The sequence below is a fragment of the Streptomyces sp. NPDC002787 genome (assembly GCF_053592095.1).
Genome location: NZ_JBSFVC010000023.1, coordinates 44,635 through 63,366 on the forward strand (window position 1 = coordinate 44,635; position 18,732 = coordinate 63,366).

General features: G+C 69.5%; 19 protein-coding genes and 1 pseudogene. 1 reads left to right on the forward strand and 19 read right to left on the reverse strand.

Annotated features, from left to right (window positions below; translation table 11 throughout):
• Nucleotides 1-101 precede the first annotated feature (101 nt).
• From ACWD26_RS29325 to ACWD26_RS29415, 19 genes and pseudogenes are all read right to left on the reverse strand, one after another.
• Nucleotides 102-1,976, reverse strand: coding sequence for an ATP-binding cassette domain-containing protein (locus ACWD26_RS29325; RefSeq protein ID WP_451274953.1), 1,875 nt, complete (start codon nt 1,974-1,976; stop codon nt 102-104).
• A 292-nt stretch (nt 1,977-2,268) separates the two neighbouring features.
• Nucleotides 2,269-2,706, reverse strand: coding sequence for an NUDIX hydrolase (locus ACWD26_RS29330; RefSeq protein ID WP_451274954.1), 438 nt, complete (start codon nt 2,704-2,706; stop codon nt 2,269-2,271).
• Nucleotides 2,703-3,359: a dTMP kinase gene (gene tmk / locus ACWD26_RS29335; protein WP_451274955.1), complete on the reverse strand. Its 657-nt coding sequence runs from the start codon at nt 3,357-3,359 to the stop codon at nt 2,703-2,705. Before tmk ends, ACWD26_RS29330 begins: the two co-directional genes overlap by 4 nt.
• Nucleotides 3,356-4,897, reverse strand: coding sequence for a B12-binding domain-containing radical SAM protein (locus ACWD26_RS29340; protein WP_451274956.1), 1,542 nt, complete (start codon nt 4,895-4,897; stop codon nt 3,356-3,358). Before ACWD26_RS29340 ends, tmk begins: the two co-directional genes overlap by 4 nt.
• Entirely contained in the window at nt 4,885-5,715 is an 831-nt protein-coding gene (locus ACWD26_RS29345; RefSeq protein ID WP_451274957.1) for a hypothetical protein, read from the reverse strand. Before ACWD26_RS29345 ends, ACWD26_RS29340 begins: the two co-directional genes overlap by 13 nt.
• An 87-nt stretch (nt 5,716-5,802) precedes the next feature.
• Nucleotides 5,803-6,435, reverse strand: a complete 633-nt coding sequence (locus tag ACWD26_RS29350) for a hypothetical protein (RefSeq protein ID WP_451274958.1) — start codon at nt 6,433-6,435, stop codon at nt 5,803-5,805.
• A gap of 26 nt (nt 6,436-6,461) precedes the next feature.
• Nucleotides 6,462-7,037 carry a hypothetical protein gene (locus ACWD26_RS29355; RefSeq protein WP_451274959.1) on the reverse strand — a complete coding sequence of 192 codons (576 nt, stop codon included), beginning with the start codon at nt 7,035-7,037 and terminating at the stop codon, nt 6,462-6,464.
• 308 nt (nt 7,038-7,345) lie between these two features.
• Nucleotides 7,346-9,145, reverse strand: a pseudogene (locus tag ACWD26_RS29360) (glycoside hydrolase family 15 protein); the annotation flags it as partial.
• Between the two features lie 99 nt (nt 9,146-9,244).
• Nucleotides 9,245-9,916: a hypothetical protein gene (locus ACWD26_RS29365; RefSeq protein WP_451274960.1), complete on the reverse strand. Its 672-nt coding sequence runs from the start codon at nt 9,914-9,916 to the stop codon at nt 9,245-9,247.
• Nucleotides 9,913-10,362 carry a DUF6302 family protein gene (locus ACWD26_RS29370; protein ID WP_451274961.1) on the reverse strand — a complete coding sequence of 150 codons (450 nt, stop codon included), beginning with the start codon at nt 10,360-10,362 and terminating at the stop codon, nt 9,913-9,915. The genes ACWD26_RS29365 and ACWD26_RS29370 overlap by 4 nt, the downstream gene beginning before the upstream one ends.
• Complete coding sequence (locus tag ACWD26_RS29375; protein ID WP_451274962.1) at nt 10,359-10,556, reverse strand: DUF5999 family protein; 198 nt, start codon at nt 10,554-10,556, stop codon at nt 10,359-10,361. Before ACWD26_RS29375 ends, ACWD26_RS29370 begins: the two co-directional genes overlap by 4 nt.
• A gap of 134 nt (nt 10,557-10,690) precedes the next feature.
• Entirely contained in the window at nt 10,691-11,917 is a 1,227-nt protein-coding gene (locus tag ACWD26_RS29380; protein WP_451274963.1) for an acyl-CoA dehydrogenase family protein, read from the reverse strand.
• 106 nt (nt 11,918-12,023) lie between these two features.
• Entirely contained in the window at nt 12,024-12,656 is a 633-nt protein-coding gene (locus ACWD26_RS29385; protein WP_451274964.1) for a GAF domain-containing protein, read from the reverse strand.
• The gene (locus ACWD26_RS29390) at nt 12,653-13,303 is read right to left on the reverse strand and encodes a GTP-binding protein (RefSeq protein ID WP_451274965.1); all 651 of its coding nucleotides are present in this window, start codon (nt 13,301-13,303) and stop codon (nt 12,653-12,655) included. The genes ACWD26_RS29385 and ACWD26_RS29390 overlap by 4 nt, the downstream gene beginning before the upstream one ends.
• Nucleotides 13,281-13,709 (reverse strand): DUF742 domain-containing protein, encoded by a 429-nt coding sequence (locus ACWD26_RS29395; RefSeq protein ID WP_451274966.1) that lies wholly within the window; start codon nt 13,707-13,709, stop codon nt 13,281-13,283. Before ACWD26_RS29395 ends, ACWD26_RS29390 begins: the two co-directional genes overlap by 23 nt.
• A complete protein-coding gene (locus tag ACWD26_RS29400) occupies nt 13,706-14,191 on the reverse strand; it encodes a roadblock/LC7 domain-containing protein (RefSeq protein WP_451274967.1) in 486 nt (161 codons plus the stop codon). The genes ACWD26_RS29395 and ACWD26_RS29400 overlap by 4 nt, the downstream gene beginning before the upstream one ends.
• A 63-nt stretch (nt 14,192-14,254) precedes the next feature.
• The gene (locus tag ACWD26_RS29405) at nt 14,255-15,796 is read right to left on the reverse strand and encodes a sensor histidine kinase (protein ID WP_451274968.1); all 1,542 of its coding nucleotides are present in this window, start codon (nt 15,794-15,796) and stop codon (nt 14,255-14,257) included.
• Entirely contained in the window at nt 15,793-16,338 is a 546-nt protein-coding gene (locus tag ACWD26_RS29410) for a hypothetical protein (RefSeq protein ID WP_451274969.1), read from the reverse strand. The genes ACWD26_RS29405 and ACWD26_RS29410 overlap by 4 nt, the downstream gene beginning before the upstream one ends.
• A 120-nt stretch (nt 16,339-16,458) precedes the next feature.
• Nucleotides 16,459-16,992 carry an ATP-binding protein gene (locus tag ACWD26_RS29415; protein WP_451274970.1) on the reverse strand — a complete coding sequence of 178 codons (534 nt, stop codon included), beginning with the start codon at nt 16,990-16,992 and terminating at the stop codon, nt 16,459-16,461.
• Between the two features lie 367 nt (nt 16,993-17,359).
• Between ACWD26_RS29415 and ACWD26_RS29420 the strand changes: the two genes are divergently transcribed.
• Nucleotides 17,360-18,727: a hypothetical protein gene (locus tag ACWD26_RS29420; protein WP_451274971.1), complete on the forward strand. Its 1,368-nt coding sequence runs from the start codon at nt 17,360-17,362 to the stop codon at nt 18,725-18,727.
• Nucleotides 18,728-18,732: the final 5 nt, after the last annotated feature.

Consider the following 18,732-nt stretch of genomic DNA (forward strand, 5'->3'; position numbering starts at 1 on the left):
CCGTGGTGCACTGCGGCGAAAGCGGGCCGATGGTCTACCGCGCCGGGAGGTTTTGACCGCTCTCCGACCGCGCCGTCACACACGGTCGGAGAGCGGAGTCGCTACCGGTCCTGGGAGAGTTCGAGGAGCTGGGCGAAGGTCCCGCCGGCGTTGACAAGATCGTCGTAGGAGCCCCGCTCAGTGATGCGGCCCTGCTCCATAACCACAACGTGGTCGGCGACCTTGGTGTTCTCCAGCCGGTGCGTGATGATGACCGTGATGCGGTCCCGGGCGATGGCCTTGATCGCCTCGAACATGCCGTGCTCTCCACGCGGGTCCATCTGCGAGGTGGGCTCGTCGAGGATCAGCAGCTCGGGCATCCGGTACAAGGCCCTGGAGCAGGCCAGACGCTGCCACTGTCCGCCGGAAAGTTCGGCCCCGCCGAACATCTCGCGGGCCAGGAGCGTGTCCAGGCCCTGGGGCAGGTCCTCGACGGCCTCGCGCATGCCGACAGCATCGACCGCCTCCCACACGGGCCCGTCGTCCGCCGTTCGGGGCTGGCCCAGGGTGACGTTCTCGCGGACCCGCAGCGGCCACTGGGCGAAGATCTGCGGCACCAGGCCGGTGTGGCGCCAGACCGTGACCGGGTCGACGGAGGCGAGATCCATTCCGTTCCAGGTCACGCTGCCCTTGTCGGACAGGAAGATGCCCGTGATCAGCTTGGTGAGGGTCGTCTTGCCGGCGCCGTTGATACCGACGATCGCCAGAATCTCACCGCGCCTCAGGGTCAGCGACAGCCGGTCCACGGCCGGCTTTTCCTTGCCCGGGTACTGGTAGGTGACCTCATCGAGCCGGATTTCCTCCACCGGGGCTTGTACGGCGAGCGCGCCCCGCTTGGGGGCGCGCTTCGCTGCGTCGTCGAAGAATGCCTGCATATCGCCGAGGTACAGGCTGGTGTTGAACAGGGCGGCGCCGTTGATGACGACCTGGGACAGGGCGGCGAGCGTGGTCTGGACGGCGACGACCGCCGTGGCGGCGATGGCCAGGGCGATCCGGCCGGTTGAAGCCAGCCACGCGAGCATGACCCAGGTGGCGAGGAGGAAAACGCCGCCGACGAGGGAGCTCGCCAAGGAGATGCGCAGCGTCCGTGGGGCGGCAGCGAGTGTCCGCCGGTCGACGCGCTCCGACAGGGACCGGTACCAGAACAGCAGGTAGTCGATCATGCTGTTGGCGCGGACCTCATCACCGTGCTTGGGCGTGGTGGCCCACCAGCGCATCATTCCGCGGACGTTGCGGTCGGCGACGTTCGCGTAGTGGATGTCGTAGTCGACCCGCGCGGTGAGAGTCGCGCCGACGCCGGCGGGGAGAACGGCCAGCAGGAGCAGCGGCAGCATCATGGGGTTCAGCACAGACAAGACGCCGCATGCAGTGACCATCTTGACGAGAGCAGACAGGAACCGCTGGGCGTCGCTGACCATCACGTGCGTGCGGATCACCCCCATCTCCGCGGCCTCCTGGCGGTCGGCGAAGCCGTCCTCCGCGTAGGCCGCGGCCTCGACACGGCAGACGGCCTCGACCAGCGCGGTATCGGTGACCGTAGTGAGCTGGGGCGTCAGTCGCCGCTCCCCGTACGTGGCCAGCGCCTGCGTGATGCGGGCCAGGGCAGCGGCCCCAGCCACGACGAGCAGGGCCGGAAGGGCTTGGTGCAGCCGATCGTCCACGCTGCCGTCTCCGAGGATGGAGCGCATGGCGCGGGCGGTGGCGGTGAGCATCGCGGCGGCGGCCACGCCCGTGCCGACAGGGCAGATCAGCAGCAGTACCACGGCCCGGGGGTCGATGCCCCACGACAGTCTGGCGATCCGCAGGAGGACGGAGGGAATCTGCCCACAGAGCTTGCCGAAAGAGGCTTGGGCGAGCGGGTTCACGGAGTACTGGCCCTCGTAGGTGATCTCGGCGGGCGCTGGCGGGGGCGGCGCCGTGGCGTCGGTTGAGGTCAACTCCCCTCCTTCTCATGGCTGTAGGCGAACGTTGTGGTGTCGTTGCGTCAACGACGAGCACGGCCGGTTCGAACACACGTGTTTGAGTCGGAGCGGGATCCGCACCAGCGCGCCGCCGAGCGCCGGTGCGCCATGCATCGACCCTTGGGGCGCCCGGGGCGGCGATGGGCCGGGCGATGGCCGAATCGCCGACGGCCTCTACTAGGCGGATCGGCGCGCGAGGCCCCGGGCAAGGCGCAGGGCGGGAAGACAATTTGTCTTCCCGCCCCGCCAGTGCCGTGGACGGGGTGCTCTACCAGCCGTGTTCCGTGAACGTGGACTCCGCCTCCAGGTAGCCGCGCAGGCCTGCGGCGGGGTACTCGATGATGTCCTCCGGCGGCTCATGGACGGTGAACCAGTCGAGCGCGAGGCACTTCTCGGGCTCCCGGTTGATGGGCTCTCCCTCCCATGTGGTGGCCACGAAGAAGAAGCCGATCCGCTCGTGCCCGTCCTGCCGGTGATGCACGGTGTGGACGAGGCGCAGGTGTTCCGGGCTGACAGTGACGCCCGTCTCCTCATAGAGTTCGCGGGCCGCCCCAACGGTTAGGGGCTCACCCGCGTCGAGCTTGCCCGACGGCACGTGCCACCGGCCGTGGCCGTACGGCCCACCGCGCTGCGAGAAGAGGATCTTGTCGCCATCGCGGAGGATGACGTGGGTGTCGATGACGGGCTGTGCCAGTTGTTCGCTCATGTTCCCTGGGGGGTTCTGTGGGTGGGTGGGGCAACCGACGCTAGCGGCAGGGTCGGGATGTCGTCGGCGATTCGGCGCGCTACGTCCGATGGGGCGTAGTTGCTGGTGTCCAGGAGCAGAACCTTGACCCCTCTGCCCATCAGGTACGCAGCAGCCTTGGCGTAGAGGTCGACTTCGCGGCTGGGTGCGGTGGGGTCGAGGTGGAAGCGGTGCGTGGGGCCGCGCTCGGCGATGCGCTCGGCGATACGCCCCGGGTCCGCGGTGAGGATGACGGCCAGGTCCGGCATCAGGACGTGTTCGTTGATGGCGAGCAGGAAGTCCAGCGGGACCCCGTCGAGCTGTTGCAGGACGAGCGTCGAGGGCAGGTAGCGGTCGCTGACGATCACCTCGCCGGCGTGCAGCGCTGGCTGTATCTCGGTCTCGATGTGCTCGTAGCGGTTGGCGGCCACCAGGCAGGCGAGTGCCAGGCCGTGGATCTGGTTGGCGTGGCTGCGGGTGAACCGGCCGAGGTCGCTGGTAGTCGGCTCGACGGTCCGCCAGGCAGGACGCCCCTGCGCGGAGAGAACGTCGTGAAGGGCCTTCACGGCGGTGGACTTGCCGACGCCGCTGGGCCCGTCGATGGAGACGAACCATCCGGTGCGCTCGCTCGTCACGCGGCCACCCCCGGCCCGCCCTGGTTCCGCTCGTGCTGCTCGCGGGTGAGCATCGCGAGCGTCGACCGGATCGTCTGCAGGGGCACGTCGCCGAACTGGATGCCGACGCTGAAGTTGAACTCGTCGCGCTGGCGCATGGACTCGTCGGCGCCATCGTCGGTCAGGTCGACGTCGCCGTACGCGAGGAGATCGTCCGGGCTGTGGCCGGCGTCTGTGAGTTCCTTCCACACGGGCGTGCCGGGGTAGGGCCTGAATTCGAAGACGCTGGCACGCACGTCGCCGGGGTTCTGGTCGGCGATGGCCCACAGGTTCCGGACGTGCCGGACCGTCGCGTCCAGATCCTCCTGAGTCTCGCCCGGGTAGCCGAGGATGAAGTAGCCCTTGATCCCGATGCCGTAGGCGACGAGGCGGCGGGCGACGCGCTCGGTCATCTCGGCGTTGATCCGCTTGTCCATCGCCTCCAGCATCCGGTCGCTGCCGGATTCGATCCCGAGCGCGACTTCCCGCAGGCCGTTGTCGACGAGCTGTTCCAGCTGCTGGTCGGAGAGCCGGTCGAGGACGTTGATGCGGCCGGTGGCGTCCCACACGTACCGCCCGCCGATGCCGTGCCGGGTGAAGGCCTCCATCTGCTCCTCAATGACGCGCCGGGCGCCCAGGAACAGGTCGTCGACGAACCTGAACGCGGTCACGCCATGCTCGTCGTGGAGCCGGTCGAGCTCGCCGATGATGTTCTCCGGGTCACGGACACGAATCTTGATGTCCGGGTTGGCGCTGACGGCGGCCCCGCAGAAACCGCAGTCGTACGGGCAGCCGCGGCTGCCGACGATGTTGGCCTCCAGGCGGCCGGTCCGGGCGATCAGCCTGTAGGCGTCGGTGCCGTGGTGGGCGGCCAGCCGCCGGTCGAGCTCGGTCGGCGGGGCCTGGTACGGGTCCTGCGGCAGGAAGACGCGGTTCACGTACGGCAGCGTGTTGATGTCCGGGCCGAGCATCTGCGCGCTCGTCTTCGGGTTCGCGATGCCGGCGGCCCGGGTGCCCAGCAGCGGGTCGCGCCACAGCACGCCGGGCAGTTCCCGCCTGCGCTGCTCGTCCTCCAGGAGCGCGGCGACGCGCAGTTCGCCCTCGCCGAGGACCAAGGCCCGAAGGTTGGCCATGCGAGGGTCGGCCAGCACGCGGTCCGGCATGGCCTTGGCGTGGTGTCCGCCGACCATCAGCGCGATATCCGGGCTGAGCTGGGCGGCGATCCGGGCGGACATCTCGTACGTGGGCGCCAGGAGGTTCATCGCGCCCCACCGAGGCGCGGCCTCGTTCACGAGCTTGGCCGTCTCCTCGATGCCCAGTCCGTGCGCTTCGGCATCGAGGACGCCGACATTGAAGCCGGCCTGCTGGGCGTAGGTGGCGATGTAGGCCATGCCGAGCACCGGCAACGTGTAGTCGTTGGTGCGCGGCCGCCGGGTGTAGTCGCGCAGCGGAGCGTTCACGAACAGGGCGTCGAGTGTGTGAGTGTCGTCGGCGCCCGAGATCAGCCTTAACTGCCGCATGGATCCTCCAGATCAGCGCGGGCGTGTGAGCCCCAGGTGAGGGTGGAGAGAGTCAGGGTGTGCAGGGCGGTGCGGTCGGTGCCGGCCCATCCGGTCCACAGCGGGCCGAACGCCTTGTCCTTCTTGTCGGGCCAGTTGTGCTCAGGGGCGGCCTTGGCGGCCCAGGTGCGCACGGCGAGGTCGTCGTGCGGGTAGATGCTGAAGTCGCCGGTGTAGTCGGAGGCGGCGGCCGCCGCCGTCCACGGGCCGATACGTGGAATGCTCTTCAATGCCGTGACCAGGTCGGCGGCGTCCAAGCCCTCCCACGTGCTGTGGTGCCGCTCGTAGTACGTGGCTGCGGCCTGCAGGGCAGTGCGGTGGAACTTCGCGCCGACGCCCGCGAACTCCTCGTCGGGCAGGGCGAGGACCTTGGCGGGCGCGGGCGCGACGGCGAGCTCGCCGAACGGGCCCTGCACGGTGGTGCCGAAGGTGCGGCACCAGTCGCGGTACAGCTTGCGGGCCTGGCCGGCGCGCACGACCTGACGCAGGACCGCGGTGGTGATCGCATCCCACAGCCACGGGTTCGCCAGCCGCTGCGTCGCGCCAAGCGCGTTCAGTGCGCTCCGCAGCGCGGCGGGGACGGCGTCCGGCAGGCAGGCCGGGTCCGTGGTGATGAGCTGCGGCTTCACGTCCTCCGTGCCGTGCACGCACTCCAGGTGCAGGCCCCGCCCGTTGAAGGTCAGGGTCCAGATGCCGGAGGCGGTACGGACGGCCCGCGCGTGCGTACCGTCCTCGTGTGCGTGCCAGGCCGGGTGATCAGTCGTCAGGATGCCGGTCATCGGCTGCTCCTTGGGTTGTGCGGTCGGTTCGCCGTAGCCTCTCGCGTCGCACAGGTCCGGCGCGCGAGGGTCGGCGGAAGAGGAGCATCAGCCGATGAGGCCGCGCCGGATCAGGTAGGTACGCATCCGCGTGTATTCCTCAAGCGTCGCGGGCCGCGACTCGGCGGGCTGGTCGCCGGGCTCGGCCGGTGGTGGCCACGTCTCCTTAGGCGGCATCAGCTCTTCGGCCGCGTGGGAGTGCCCCTTTCGGCGCGGGCCGCGGATGAACAGAGTGACCGTGTCCGGTTCCATCACCGCCTGGTGCACCATCGTGTGATCCAGCGTGTAGGCGCTGCCGGGCCGCTCGACAGTGACGATGCCGGGTTCGAGGTCCGCGCCGGTAAACGGGCCGTGCCAGCCGTCAGTGCGGCGGCGCACGACGTGCACGTAGCCGCCGGCGAGGATGCGGGTGGCGAACGGGTAGCAGTGGTCGTGCGGCACGAGCTGGTTGTCGGGCCGCGGGCTCATGTTCAGGCGGATCTCGAAACCGCGATCCGGGGCCTGGTAGAGCGACAGCCGGTCGAGCAGCAGCGTGACTCGGCTGTCAGCCAGGCGCTCCGGGTCGTCCGGGACCTCATGGACGAGCCGGGTCAGCAGGTCGCGATCCTCGGCGAGCCGGTCAAGTACGTCGCGGCTGATGCGCTGCACCTCGCGCAGGTGGAACACGTCCAGGGACGGCACCTTGGCCAGCCACCTGCTCGCAGTCCTCACCGGTGATCACCTGCCGGAGCGTGGAGGCCTTCGAGTGCCCTGCGGGCACGCTGGGAGGCGGCCGCGTACTCGTCGCCGGCCAGCAGCATCCCCGGCCGTGGGTCTCCACTCGCGGTGGCGAGGACCTGCACGCCATCGGGACTGCTCTGGGTGGCGCACACCGTGTCCGGGTGCACGGCGAACACCTCCTCGGGGCCGAAACGGCGCGCGTACAGGGGGAAGCCGACCATCGCGTCGGTGATCTCCTGGTACATCTCCAGCGCCACGGTGCCCGCGAGGGTCAGGACGACGGAGGTGGCCTTCACCGGCCACGGCTCCATCGCGGAATGGGAAGCCACACGCAGGTAGACCGTGCGGCCGTCCGGCCCGGGAAGGGGCAGGTGGGCGTAGCCGTGCGCCAGGAACGCGTCGACGCCAGCCTCGGGCGTCGCAGTGTCGAGGGCGGCGAGGATCCGGCCAGCCAGCGGAATCAGCCACCCGGTGACTTCCGAGACGCCAATCTTGGGAATCTCGCCAGGGTCACGCCCCTGATCGAGTAGCCGGTCGACGAAGGCAGGGAGTAGGTCATCCACGAGAAGTGCCCCCCTTGGGTGAGTGGGAAGGTGCGGAGTCGTCAAATGCGGCGGTGCAGGGTGTCCGAGGTGGTGCCGTCCGTGCCCAGCGCGGGGGTTCAGCTCCCCGAAGTCGGGGGCGTGTTAGCCGTTGCCCCGCGCCGGGCCTGGTGCCGCCCGGCGCCAGGGGCGTGGCAGCCGGTGCTCCGGGCGGGCGTCTTAGAGAGCGTCCAACGAGGGGAGTTCGTTCAGGCCGGCGCAGCTACTCGCACGCCGTATTGCCCGTTCGGAACGGGATGCGGGTGGGGCCTATGGGCCCCAGAGGCCTGGCTGTCATAAGCGCCCGCAGCCGTCAGACGCAGTGCCGTGTCGATCAGCGGCACGTGGCTGAACGCCTGCGGGAAGTTTCCGACCTGGCGCTGGAGGTGCGGGTCCCACTCCTCCGCCAGCAGGCCGAGGTCGTTGCGCAGCGACAGCAGCTTCTCGAACAGCTTGCGGGCCTCGTCCACGCGGCCGATCATCGCGAGGTCGTCGGCCATCCAGAACGAGCAGGCGAGGAACGCGCCCTCGTCGCCGGGCAGACCGTCGACGCCCTCGTTGTCGCCCTGTGTCGGGTAGCGCAGGATGAAGCCGTCCGGCGTGGACAGCTCCCGCTGGATCGCCTCGATGGTGCCGATGACGCGCTTGTCGTCCGGCGGCAGGAAACCCATCTGCGGGATCAGCAGCAGCGACGCGTCCAGCTCCTTCGAGCCGTACGACTGCGTGAAGGTGTTGCGTTCCTTGTCGTAGCCCTTCTCGCACACGTCCCGGTGGATGTCGTCGCGCAGTTCCTTCCACCGCTCCAGCGGGCCGTCGGCGTCGCCGGACTCGATCAGCTTGATCGTGCGGTCGACGGCGACCCAGGCCATCACCTTGGAGTGCACGAAGTGGCGGCGCGGGCCGCGCACCTCCCAGATGCCCTCGTCCGGGTCCTGCCAGTGGTCCTCCAGGTAGCGGATCAGCTTCAGCTGGAGCAGCGAGGCGTAGTCGTTGCGCGCGAGACCCGTCATGTGGGCCAGGTGCAGGGCCTCGGTGACCTCGCCGTACACGTCCAGCTGGAGCTGGTGCGCGGCGCCGTTGCCGACCCGGACGGGGCCGGAGTTCTCGTAGCCCGGCAGCCAGTCCAGCTCCGCCTCGCCGAGCTCGCGCTCGCCGGCGATGCCGTACATGATCTGCAGGTTCTCCGGGTCGCCGGCCACGGCCCGCAGCAGCCACTCACGCCAGGCGCGGGCCTCCTCGCGGTAGCCGGTGCGCAGCAGTGAGGACAGCGTGATCGCCGCGTCGCGCAGCCACGTGTAGCGGTAGTCCCAGTTGCGGACGCCGCCGATGTCCTCCGGCAGGGAGGTGGTCGGCGCGGCGACGATGCCGCCGGTCGGGGCGTACGTCAGCGCCTTCAGCGTGATCAGCGAGCGGACCACGGCCTCGCGGTACGGCCCGTGGTACGTACAGTGGTCGACCCACTCGCGCCAGAAGTCCTCCGTCGCCTCCAGCGACTGCTCGGGCTCGGGCAGCGGCGGCGGCTCCTTGTGCGAGGGCTGCCAGGAGATCGTGAACGCGATCCGGTCACCCGGCGCGACCGTGAAGTCCGCGTACGTCGTCAGCGACTTGCCGTAGGTCTCGGCGGATGTGTCGAACCACACGGAGTCGGGGCCCGCCACGGCCACCGTGCGCCCCTCGTGCTTGTGCACCCACGGCACCACCCGCCCGTAGGAGAACCGCATCCGCAGCGCCGAGCGCATCGGGACCCGGCCCGAGACGCCCTCCACGATCCGGATCAGCTGCGGGGCGCCGTCACGCGGCGGCATGAAATCCGTCACCCGGACCGTGCCCCGCTGGGTGTCCCACTCCGACTCCAGGATCAGCGAGTCACCGCGGTAGCTGCGCCGGGCGGCGGTGGGCGGCTGCTGGTCGGAGGCGTACGCGGGCCCGAGCCGCCAGAAGCCGTGCTCCTCGTTGCCCAGCAGGCCGGCGAAGATGGCGTGCGAGTCGAAGCGGGGCAGGCACAGCCAGTCCACCGTGCCGTCCCGGCAGACCAGGGCAGCGGTCTGCATGTCTCCGATGAGTGCATAGTCTTCGATTCTCTGCGTCAAGAGATCACCTATGAGGATCGCGTCAGGTGCATCGCCGCGTTGGGATGCCGGGTATCCGTCCGGGCGGACGGGTGTGGAAGCGGGATCGTCGGGCGCTGTCTATGCGGCAGTCGTGAGAACGTCCTCCAGGCGGACGGGGGTGACACCACGGAGTTCCAGGACCAGCCGGGCCGCGAGCGTCCACCGGAGGCGCTCGTCGTCGTACGAGACGAACGTGAGGTCCTCGCTGGGGAGCGGCGTAAGGGTGTCGGGGTCGTAGACCAGCCCAGCCACTCCCCACCCGAGGGGGCGCTCCACCAGAGCGGTCGCGTAGCCCTTACGCAGACGGGGGCACATCTGCACCGCCTCCTCAGCGCATTCGGGGTGCACGGGGGGCGAGTTGGTCTTCTCCCCTTCACGGATGGGGTTGCCGGCGTCGGCACGGACCAGGTACAGGTGCCGTTCATCATCGCGGCCGAATGTCGTCTCGCTGCAGACCTGGCAGAGCTGGTGGAGCATCGCCCGCCGCTGGCGCATGGCGTGGACGTTGTCGAAGACTGGCTCGTCCTTCCCTCGGGCGAGAGAGGTCCGCACCCACAGCGCGTTCATGTGGCGGTCGATGCCCGGGTCCTCGTTGTGGTAGACGATGCCTTCGCCACCGATCCGGCGCGCCCGCACGAGGCCGTCCGTGCTTTGCTTCTCCCTCGACCAGGCCGCGATGTACGGGACGTGCTTGCCGCCCGAGTAGTACTGCTTGGTCACGTAACGGCGGGTGGTGACGCGGCCGCTCATGCCGCTGCTCCCCGGTTGCACAGGAAGGAGCTGCTCGCGGCTGGGCAGTAGCCGTAGAAGCGGCCGAGGTATACGGGGTCGTCGGATCGCGGTTCGTGACCCCATCGCAGGACGTGGCAGGTGTCATCCCAGGGGGACAGGTACATCCGCAGGTCCCAGAAGCCGGGCCGTCCGAGCAGCAGGTGCCGGATGGCCTCGCCGATCCCGGGGTGCGTCACGGAGAGGTAGCCGCCGCGTCGCGGGCCGCCCGCGGGGACGGCCAGGAGCGGGGCCCGGTGGACGCGGACCGCGACACTTTCGGCGAGGATCGAAGGGTCGACGAGCCGACTCCGATAGTGCTCGTAGTCATAGGCCTCGGTCGCGGGCCGGAGTTCCACCGTCAACGGTGCGGGCATCGAGGCCGTCACGTCGGCCGCGTCGCGGGGTCGGGTGGTCGGAGCGCTCATGCGGCCACCAGCGCGGGCGTGGGCCGGTGGGGCGCGACAATCCGTCCGTCCGGGAGCAGTTCGCCGGTGTCGTCGAAACGCACGATCCCGTTACACAGGAGCACCCAGCCCTGAGCGTCACCACGCGCGGTGATCGCGGCCGCGTCGGCGTCGGGTGCGTACGCGGGGGGACAGGGCGTCTGGTGCCTGCACATGGCGTGCTTCCTCTCAACGGTGGTGACTGTGCTGCGGGGCCCTGCCGCCGGGAGGGGGATCGGATGCTCCCGGCGGCAGGGCGGGGAACCCGCGCGAGGCGGCGGAAGGAGGGGCCGCTGCCTCGCGCGGGGGGTCAGGCGGGGGCGGGGTCGGGGTGGAGCCGGGCGGGGTTCGCCGTTCCCAGGAGCTGGGACCACTGGGGGGTGCTCTCCCCCAGGCGGCTCTGAGCGAGGCGGATGCGCTGGAACTCCCCGGTGCCGGCCGGAGGGTAGGTGTGCTGCATGTCCCGCCACAGGCGTTGCAGGGCGTAGTCGGCGTCCAGGGCCCGGGCGCCGTGCAGTTCCATGGCGTCCTGGCCCGAGCGGAATCCCAGCTTGTGGCCCATGTACTTGGCGTTGGCCAGTTCCCCGTCGCAGGGCAGGCCTTGATCGAGCAGGCCGACTGCCTGGTAGGCGAGGTTGTGGGCGGTCCGGAACCTGGACTCCATGTCTCCGAGGCGGTCGCGCAGAACAGGCAGGTCGGAGAGGGTGCCGTTGTAGCGGCGGCGTTCCTTCAGGTAGCTGGTGGTGAGCTCCACCATCGCTTCGTGGAGGCCGAGGCTGACGGCGGTCAAGTTGGGCAGCCCGCAGAGGATGCTGCTGCTCTTGGCCACGTCCATGCCCTGCCCGATCTCGCCGAGCCGGTTGGTGTCGGGCACCCGCACACGGTCGAAGTCGAGACGGCCGCGGGTGAAGCCGTGCAGGCCGAGACCGGCCCGGTGGGTCCGTACGGTCAGACCGCTGCGGTCGTGCTCGACGAGGAACGCCGTCAGGGATTGCGAGGGCCTGGTGCCCTCGGGCGCGGTGCGGGCTATGACGACGTGCAGGTGGGCGAGGTGGCTGTTGCCGATGTGCACCTTGCTGCCGGTGATCACCCACTCGTCGCCGTCGCGCTCGGCGACGGTCTCCATGCCGCCGATGTGGCCGCCCGTCTCCGGCTCGGTCACCGCGATCGACAGCAGCGCCGAGCCCTCGGCGGCCTGCGGCAGCCAGTACGCCTTCTGTTCGTAGGTGGCGAAGTTCGACACGGCAGCCACCGGGATCAGACCGGCCTGGAGGATCGCTCCGGCGGCCCCGGACACCTTCGACAGGTGGTGAATCAGGATCGTCTTGGCGACGTGGCCGGCGTCCAGCCCACCGAAGGCCTTCGGGATGGTCACTCCGAACCAGCGGCGGTCGGCGAGAAGTCGCGGGATGTCGCGCTCGACTTGGTGAGGCGCGTTCTCACTGACCGCCACGCGGGGGGCGATCTCCTCGGCGGCAAGGGCGTCGGCTTCCTGGTACAGCAGAGTCTGCTCGGGGGTGAGATTCGGTGTGAGCATTGTCGGCATGGTCGTTCCCTCTCCCTGTGTCGTCGCAAGGCGGGGGCCGAGACCGCTGGTTCGTCTCGGCGCGGTCGGCGTGGGGGCGTCTATGGGAGCTGGGGTGTCAGGGCGTGCGGGCGCCGATACGGGCCATGGCCTCGTCGCCGGTGGCCTTGACGATGCCCAGCAGCCGGCGTGCCTCATCGAGGGAACGCGGCAGGGAACGCGGCTGGGGGTCGATGGCGCACACGGTGCCCAGGACGACACCGCTCTCGTGGATCAGCGGGGCGCCGAAGTAGCTGAGAATGCCGATGGCGTCCACGACTTCATTGCTGGCGAAGCGGGGGCTGGCGCGCACGTCGGGCAGCGGTAGGGCCTTCTTGCGGTTGACGACCTCGGGGCAATAGCCGTGGTCGCGGCTCATGGTCCGGGTGACGATCGGGTGGCCGCTGCCGGGCGGCGGGTTGTGGAGGCCGACGAAGGTCTGCTCGGGCAGGAAGAGGTTCACCATCGCGTACAGGAACCCGGTCTTGGTGGCCAACTCTGTAGCCAGTTCATCGAACTCGGGGTCCGGGCCTGCCGAGATGCCCAGGCGCTGTAGCAGCGCGATCCGCTCGGCGAGCTCCGGGCTCTCCGGGTCGCTGTCATGGCCGGGGACGATCAGGCCGGGAGGCGGGGTGATCAGGTGTTCCTCCTGTCCGTCGGTTCGTGGGCGGGCCGGTGTGAGCGGGCGGCCGGTGTGGGGGGTCTGTGTCATCGGGCGTCCAAGAGGGCTGGATCGGTCGGGTGGGCGGGAGCGGTCAGGGCGTGCGCGACCAGGTCGCGCAGGACCCCGGCGACGGAGTTCGGCATGCGGGCGTCGCATGGCAGGACGGGAACGTGGTCGGGCACACCGAACGCGTCGCGGATCTCGTGGGGCTCGTAGTGGTACGCGCCCTCGAACTCGTTGATGGCCAGGACGAACGGCAGGCGTTTCTGCTCGAAGAAGGTGACCGCGGTGAAGCTGGTGTCCAGGCGGCGTGTGTCGGCCAGGACGACGGCACCGACCGCGCCGTGGGACAGGTCGTTCCAGATGTCCAGGAAGCGGTCCTGGCCGGGTGTGCCGAACAGGAACATCTCCAGAGGCACCGGCACGTCGAAGGTGATGCGGCCGAAGTCGAAGGCAACCGTGGTGGTCGACTTGGCTTCCACTCCGTCCAGACGGTCAGTGGCCGCGCTGGCTTCGGTCAGGTACTCCTCCGTGTGCAGCGGCGGGATCTCGCTGACCGCCCCCACGAAGGTGGTCTTGCCGACTCCGAAGCCCCCGGCGACCACGATCTTCAAGACGGCCGCGCCGCCGACGTCCTTCCTCGGGTTTTTGGCGCCATCGGGCGCCGCCGGGTCAGCCGGCCTTCGGGTATGCATCGGGCCACCGGGCCTTGAGACCAGCAAGGGCTGCCTCCAGCAGCTCACCGCTCGGGCGGGGTTTGCCCGAGGAATCCGTGGTGAAGGACGCGGTGACGGGGACCACCAGGGCACGCGCGTCCAGCAGGTCAGAAACGAGGATCTTGACGGCGTTCACGGGACGGCCGATGGTGCCGGCCAGCTCGGTTACCGAGCGCCGCCGCTCTGTGCACAGAGCCAGGATCTGTCCGCACTCGTGCGGCATCCCGGGGCCCGGTCTGCCCGGGCCGATCTCCAGCACCGTCTCCAGGCGAAGCCTGTGGCGGGGGCGCGTGCGGCCTGCGGTCAGCGTGTAGAGCCGCACGGCCGTCAGCGTGTCCTCCGCGCTCTCGGCCGGTAAGGGCTCGCGTCGGGCCTTCGGGCTCATCGGGCTTCGTGCTCGTGCCGGACAGGGGTGACCATGTACGGCCCGAAGTTCCCCACCAGACGGCTCATCTCGAAGCCGACGTCACCGGCGTTCGCGTCGGGGGTGGCGAGCACACCCAACACGGTGTCGACCCCGCCGCTCTCGCTGCCTGGGAGATTGGGGAAGACGTCGGTGCTGCCCGCGCGTTGGACGAAGATCAGGCAGTCATCCCGTTCGATCATGACCTGCCGGGGGTGCATCTTCTCGCCCTCGGGGCCGGGGAAGTTCGCGCACAGGGACAACAAGCTGGAGAGCGCGGCGGCCATGGTGTCCGCCTGGTCCCTCGTCACCTCGCTGTACAGCTGTTTGATCCCGTCCCGGGAGGCCAGCACTGCGTGCGTGACACCCGGCACGTTGTCCACGAACTGGTTCAGCAGCCACGCCATCTGCTCCTGCGGCTTCAGGTCGGCGGGGACCGCAGGGTTCGTCGTCTCGAAGGTCATCAGGGGTCTCCATCAGGGAATTCGGCACCCCGCCCGTCTCAAGGGGGCGAGGCCGGTCGGTTCCTACGGGCGCGCGGCTGGAGGGTCGCCGGGGCGGCCGGACTGCGGCGGCTCCCCGGCAGCCTCCGGGCGTCCCGCTTGCGAGCCGCGGAGGAACGCTGCGGCCAGGCCGGGGCTTGCGGCACGTGTTGAGCTCGGCGTCGGCTGCTCGCGCTCGGGTATGGGCAGGCGTTCAGCCCGGCGGCGCGGCAGCTGTGGCCGGCCAGCAGCACCGGGGGCGGGCTGCGACTGCCGCGGTGAGGGGGCGGGCGGTGCCGTCGGCGCCGGAGGGCTGGGTGGGGCGGCCGGGAGCGGCTGGGCCTGCGCAGGCGGCGCGGCGGCTTGTCCGGTTGCAGGGACGACGTTGGGAGCTGCGATGGGCACCAGCAGCCGGTCGGGCACGATCACCTGCGCGGTAGTACCGCCCGCCGGGTTCTGCTGAAGCGTGACGGACATGTGGTGACGGCGGGCAATGGAGGCGGCGGTGATCAAACCGAGGTGCCCCTCCCGCAGCTGGCGGCTGATGTCCCCCCTGTCCGGTCCGGCAAGGAGACGGTTCGCCCGCTGCCGCAGTTCCGGCGTCATCAGTACCGAGCGGTCCTCGACCTCGATCGCCAGCCCCTTCGGCACTCGTTCCGCTCGCACCATCACCCGTGTCTCCGGGGGTGACAGCTCCGTCGCGTTCTCGATCAGCTCGGCCACCAGGTGCGACAGGTCAGGACCTGCGTGCCCTGGAAGCGCCAGCTCGGAGCCCACCGTCCCTGCGGCCACTCCGACCCGCGCGTACTGCCGCACTTCCGACGTCGCGCCTCGCAGCACCGTCAGCACGCTCAGGGGGCTACGGGTACTGCGCAGGGATTCCCCGCTCAGCACGGCCTTGCTCTCCACCATGCGCCGCATCCGGGTCACCAGGTGGTCGATCTGGAAGGTGTAATCGAGTAGCTCGGGGTCGTCGGTCAGCTTCTGCAGCTCAGTCAGCGCCTCCAGCGCCCGGCTGACCAACGCGTGTTCACGCCGGGACAGAAGGCGCAGCATCTCGACCAGCACCGCAGACTGCGACTGCTCCTGCACACGGATCAGAGCCTCCACGGCCTGAACCTGCACCTCAGTCAGCAGCCCCACCGCCTCCGCTGCCGGGCCCTCACCCTCGATCGGCGGGAGCCTGTCGGGTACGGAGGGCCTTCCACCCCTGCACAGCTCGTCGGCCGTCCACAGCAGGGTCTTCTCGACGGCAGTCGCTGCGTCTGTGACCCGTTGAAGTGCCTCCTCCCCGGCCTTCTGTACGGCGGCGAGTTCCGCTTCATGTGCCCGCTGCAGGACGGCGGTGGCCCTCTGGGCGCGGATCGCGCCGAGGATTGCCGCCGCGACCAGGCCGGACGCCAAACCGATCAGGAGCGTGCCTACCGAGAGGCCTGCTATCTGCCAGGCGAGGACGGCAAAGCACAGCAGGGCCGCGAGGAACACCAGGGGCACTGCTAGGGCTGCTCGCACCTGTTCGAGGATGTCGCGCTCCGCCTGTGTGCGGCGTCGACGGTCGCGACGGTGCGAGACCGGTGTGGAGGTCACGCCGCCTCACCCCACGTCGCCGGGAGCAGCACCTGCACCGTCTTGCCCACCGTTTCGCCCTGGTCATCCAGCAGCGGGAAGTAGGTCAGCCGGCCTCGGTAGTGGCTCACCCACCACAGGCCGCGCCCGACAGAGGCTTCCGCCTGGGCCTTGTTGAAGTCCGGGAAGTCGGGCGTGCCGTCGTCGACTTCGATGAGGAGCTGGTTGTCCGGGAGGATGACTAGCCTCAGCGGGATCTCACCGCAGTCCAGGGCCGCCGCGTGATCGGCCGCGTTGGTCGCGAGGACATCAGCTACTCGGCTTGCCGCATCCTCGCTGCCGCCCCACCCGAAGGTGCGAAGCCGGTTCAGCACCACGTTCCGCGCGGTCCGTCCGGGCATCGGCCAGCACAGGGCAACGCTCAGTCTGAGCGGCACATCGTCCGGTACCGCGATGGGGACTGGGGCACTGGGCGCAACCGCATGTGCGCCGTCACCATGCTGCGTCGGTGCTGCGTCGGTCGGGCGCACGAGGGTGACGGTGCGCTGCGTCGGCGGCTTCACTGGGGGCTCCCTGGTTGGAGGTATGCGCGGTGCGGGTCTGCGTTGGATGTCCGGCCGCTGCTGTGCTCGGCTGGCACGGCAAGGCGTGCGTGCCGTGGTTCAGCAGCGGCCGCGGGTGACTCAGCCCGGTTCGACGGCCGGGGCTGTAGGTCTCGTCTCGCCGGGCTGCATCCGCACGCGGATGGTCTTGCCGATGCCGGAGGCGGCGGGGAACCAGCTGACCTCGCCGCCGAGATGTCGCACGAGCCAAAGGCCTGTGCCATCGCCGCTGGCCAGGGCTTCGTCGAGTTTCTCGTCCCCCGGGGCCGGGTCCGTCACGTCGATGAGCAGCACGTCGTCTTCGACCACCGACAGCCTCAGCTCGACCAGGCCCTTGCGGACGTGGTCCAGAGCGTTCCGGACGACCTCGGCGACGATCCGTACGCCGGCGCTCTGGTTGCCGGGCCAGGCCATCATGCTCAGCTGCGTCTGAGCGTGCAGGCGAGCAAGTCTGGGGACGCAGGCCTCTATGCGCCAGCTGCGCGCCCACGGCTGCGGGCGGACGGGCGTCAGCTGCTCGGCGGCCGCAATCCGACCACGTGTCTCCGGCTTGGCATCGAGGGCCAGTGCCTCGGTGCCAGCAAGAGCGAGCCCTGCCTGGGAGGAGACGAGCATGGGTTGTGGGAAGCGTGGAGGCATCATCGCTCAACTCGCAGAAGTAGTCGTCAACATCGCCGCCCCCGCTGCCGCCGCAGGTCATGTGCAGCGCGGCACATCGTGATTCCCCCCCTCGTCAACCCACCGGTTCAACGGAACGTGACAGCACAGTCTGAGATCCGTGATGTCTGCGATGGAAGCGGCAGTCTGGCCGAGCGGTGATGCCTTAACGAGTGCCTTAACGATGTCGTCTTGCGTCGTCCCGCGTCACATCGCTGTCATCTCACCTCGTAAGCCGGACCTTCTGGGCAAGTGCCCTGTCCTCGCACGGCTGTTGCTGTCTAGCGTGGATGCCAGACGAACGCCCGAAGCCCAAGGAGCGGCTATGGAATCGGAACCGCCTCTCTTCCAGATCCTGGTCAACCAGAAGGGCTGGCAGGAGTACGACGTATTCAAGAGGCGGTATCAGGAAGCCGCGCGAGAGCTGGCGGACCTTGAGGGGCCGTCCTCTCTCGCGACCGCCCCACCACCAGAGAAGCGTCAGTTCGTTAGGTGGGTCCACGGCGAGGTGAAGACGGCCCCGCGCACCGAGGCTCGGCGCATCTTGCAGTACATGTTCCCGGGGATCCCTGTCGGCCGCCTGTTCGTACCTGCCTCGGCGGCCGACAGTTCCCCCGACCTTCACGGGCCGACAGAATCAGACCCGGAAGGTCAGCTCGACTACGGCGCCGAGGATGTGGTGATGGCAGCCGCCAATGAGTCAGCGCGGTTCGCTGCCAGGGCAGAGAGCAGCAACGTTGGCCCTCACACGATGGAGCAGCTGGAGGCAGATATCCGGCGGATCGTGACCAACTACCCTAATCGCCCTGTTGGTCCTCTGTTCCGTGAAGTGCGTGACCTTCGCGACCGAGCCTTCGAGCTCCTTGAGGGTCGCCAGCCACCTCAGTACACCCGAGACCTCTACGTGGCGGCAGGCGTACTGTGCGGCGTCCTGGCCAACGCCAGTTTCGACCTGGGCCGGTACGAGGCAGCAGAGACTCAGGCCCGTACCGCCTTCATGTGCGGCGAACTCGCCGGCCACAACGGCCTGCGGGCATGGGTAAGAGGGCTGCAAGCCCTGATCGCGTACTGGGACGGCCGCCCCCACGACGCCGTGCGCCTCGCTGAGGCCGGAGGCGACTTCACGCCCGAGCACGGCACGGCCCACATCCGGTTGGCCAGTATCAAGGCCCGTGCCTATGGGCAACTTCAGCAGGCGGGCGACGCCATCGCTGCCCTGAACAGCGCCGACAGCATGCGCGATCGGATGGGTCTCGGGGACGACCTTCCTGGCGGCATGATGGCCTTCCCGCAGGAGAAGCAACTGTTCTATGCGAGCAGCACCCACCTGTGGCTCGGAGGCAACCAGCACCTCAGTGACGCCGAGTCGCGGGCCGACGAGGCAGTGAGCATGTTCGAGGCAGCCCCTCCAGAGCACCGTCGTCTCGGGGAGATGTCGCTGGCACGCATGGACCTCGCCACGGCGCGCTTGAGCCGTGGGGATCTCGACGGCGCGGCCCTGCAGATCTACGACGTGCTCGGCGTGAACGCGCGTCGCCGTACGGAGAGCGTCCGAAAGCGTCTGGGACAGTTTGGCCGCCACCTTGCGTTGCATCCCGCCCGGACCGCCCCAGCGGCCATCGCCATGCGGGAGGCTATCGTCGCTCACCAGGAGCAGACCCCGGCCGAGCTTCCCCCTGGAGGAACACAGTGACCACG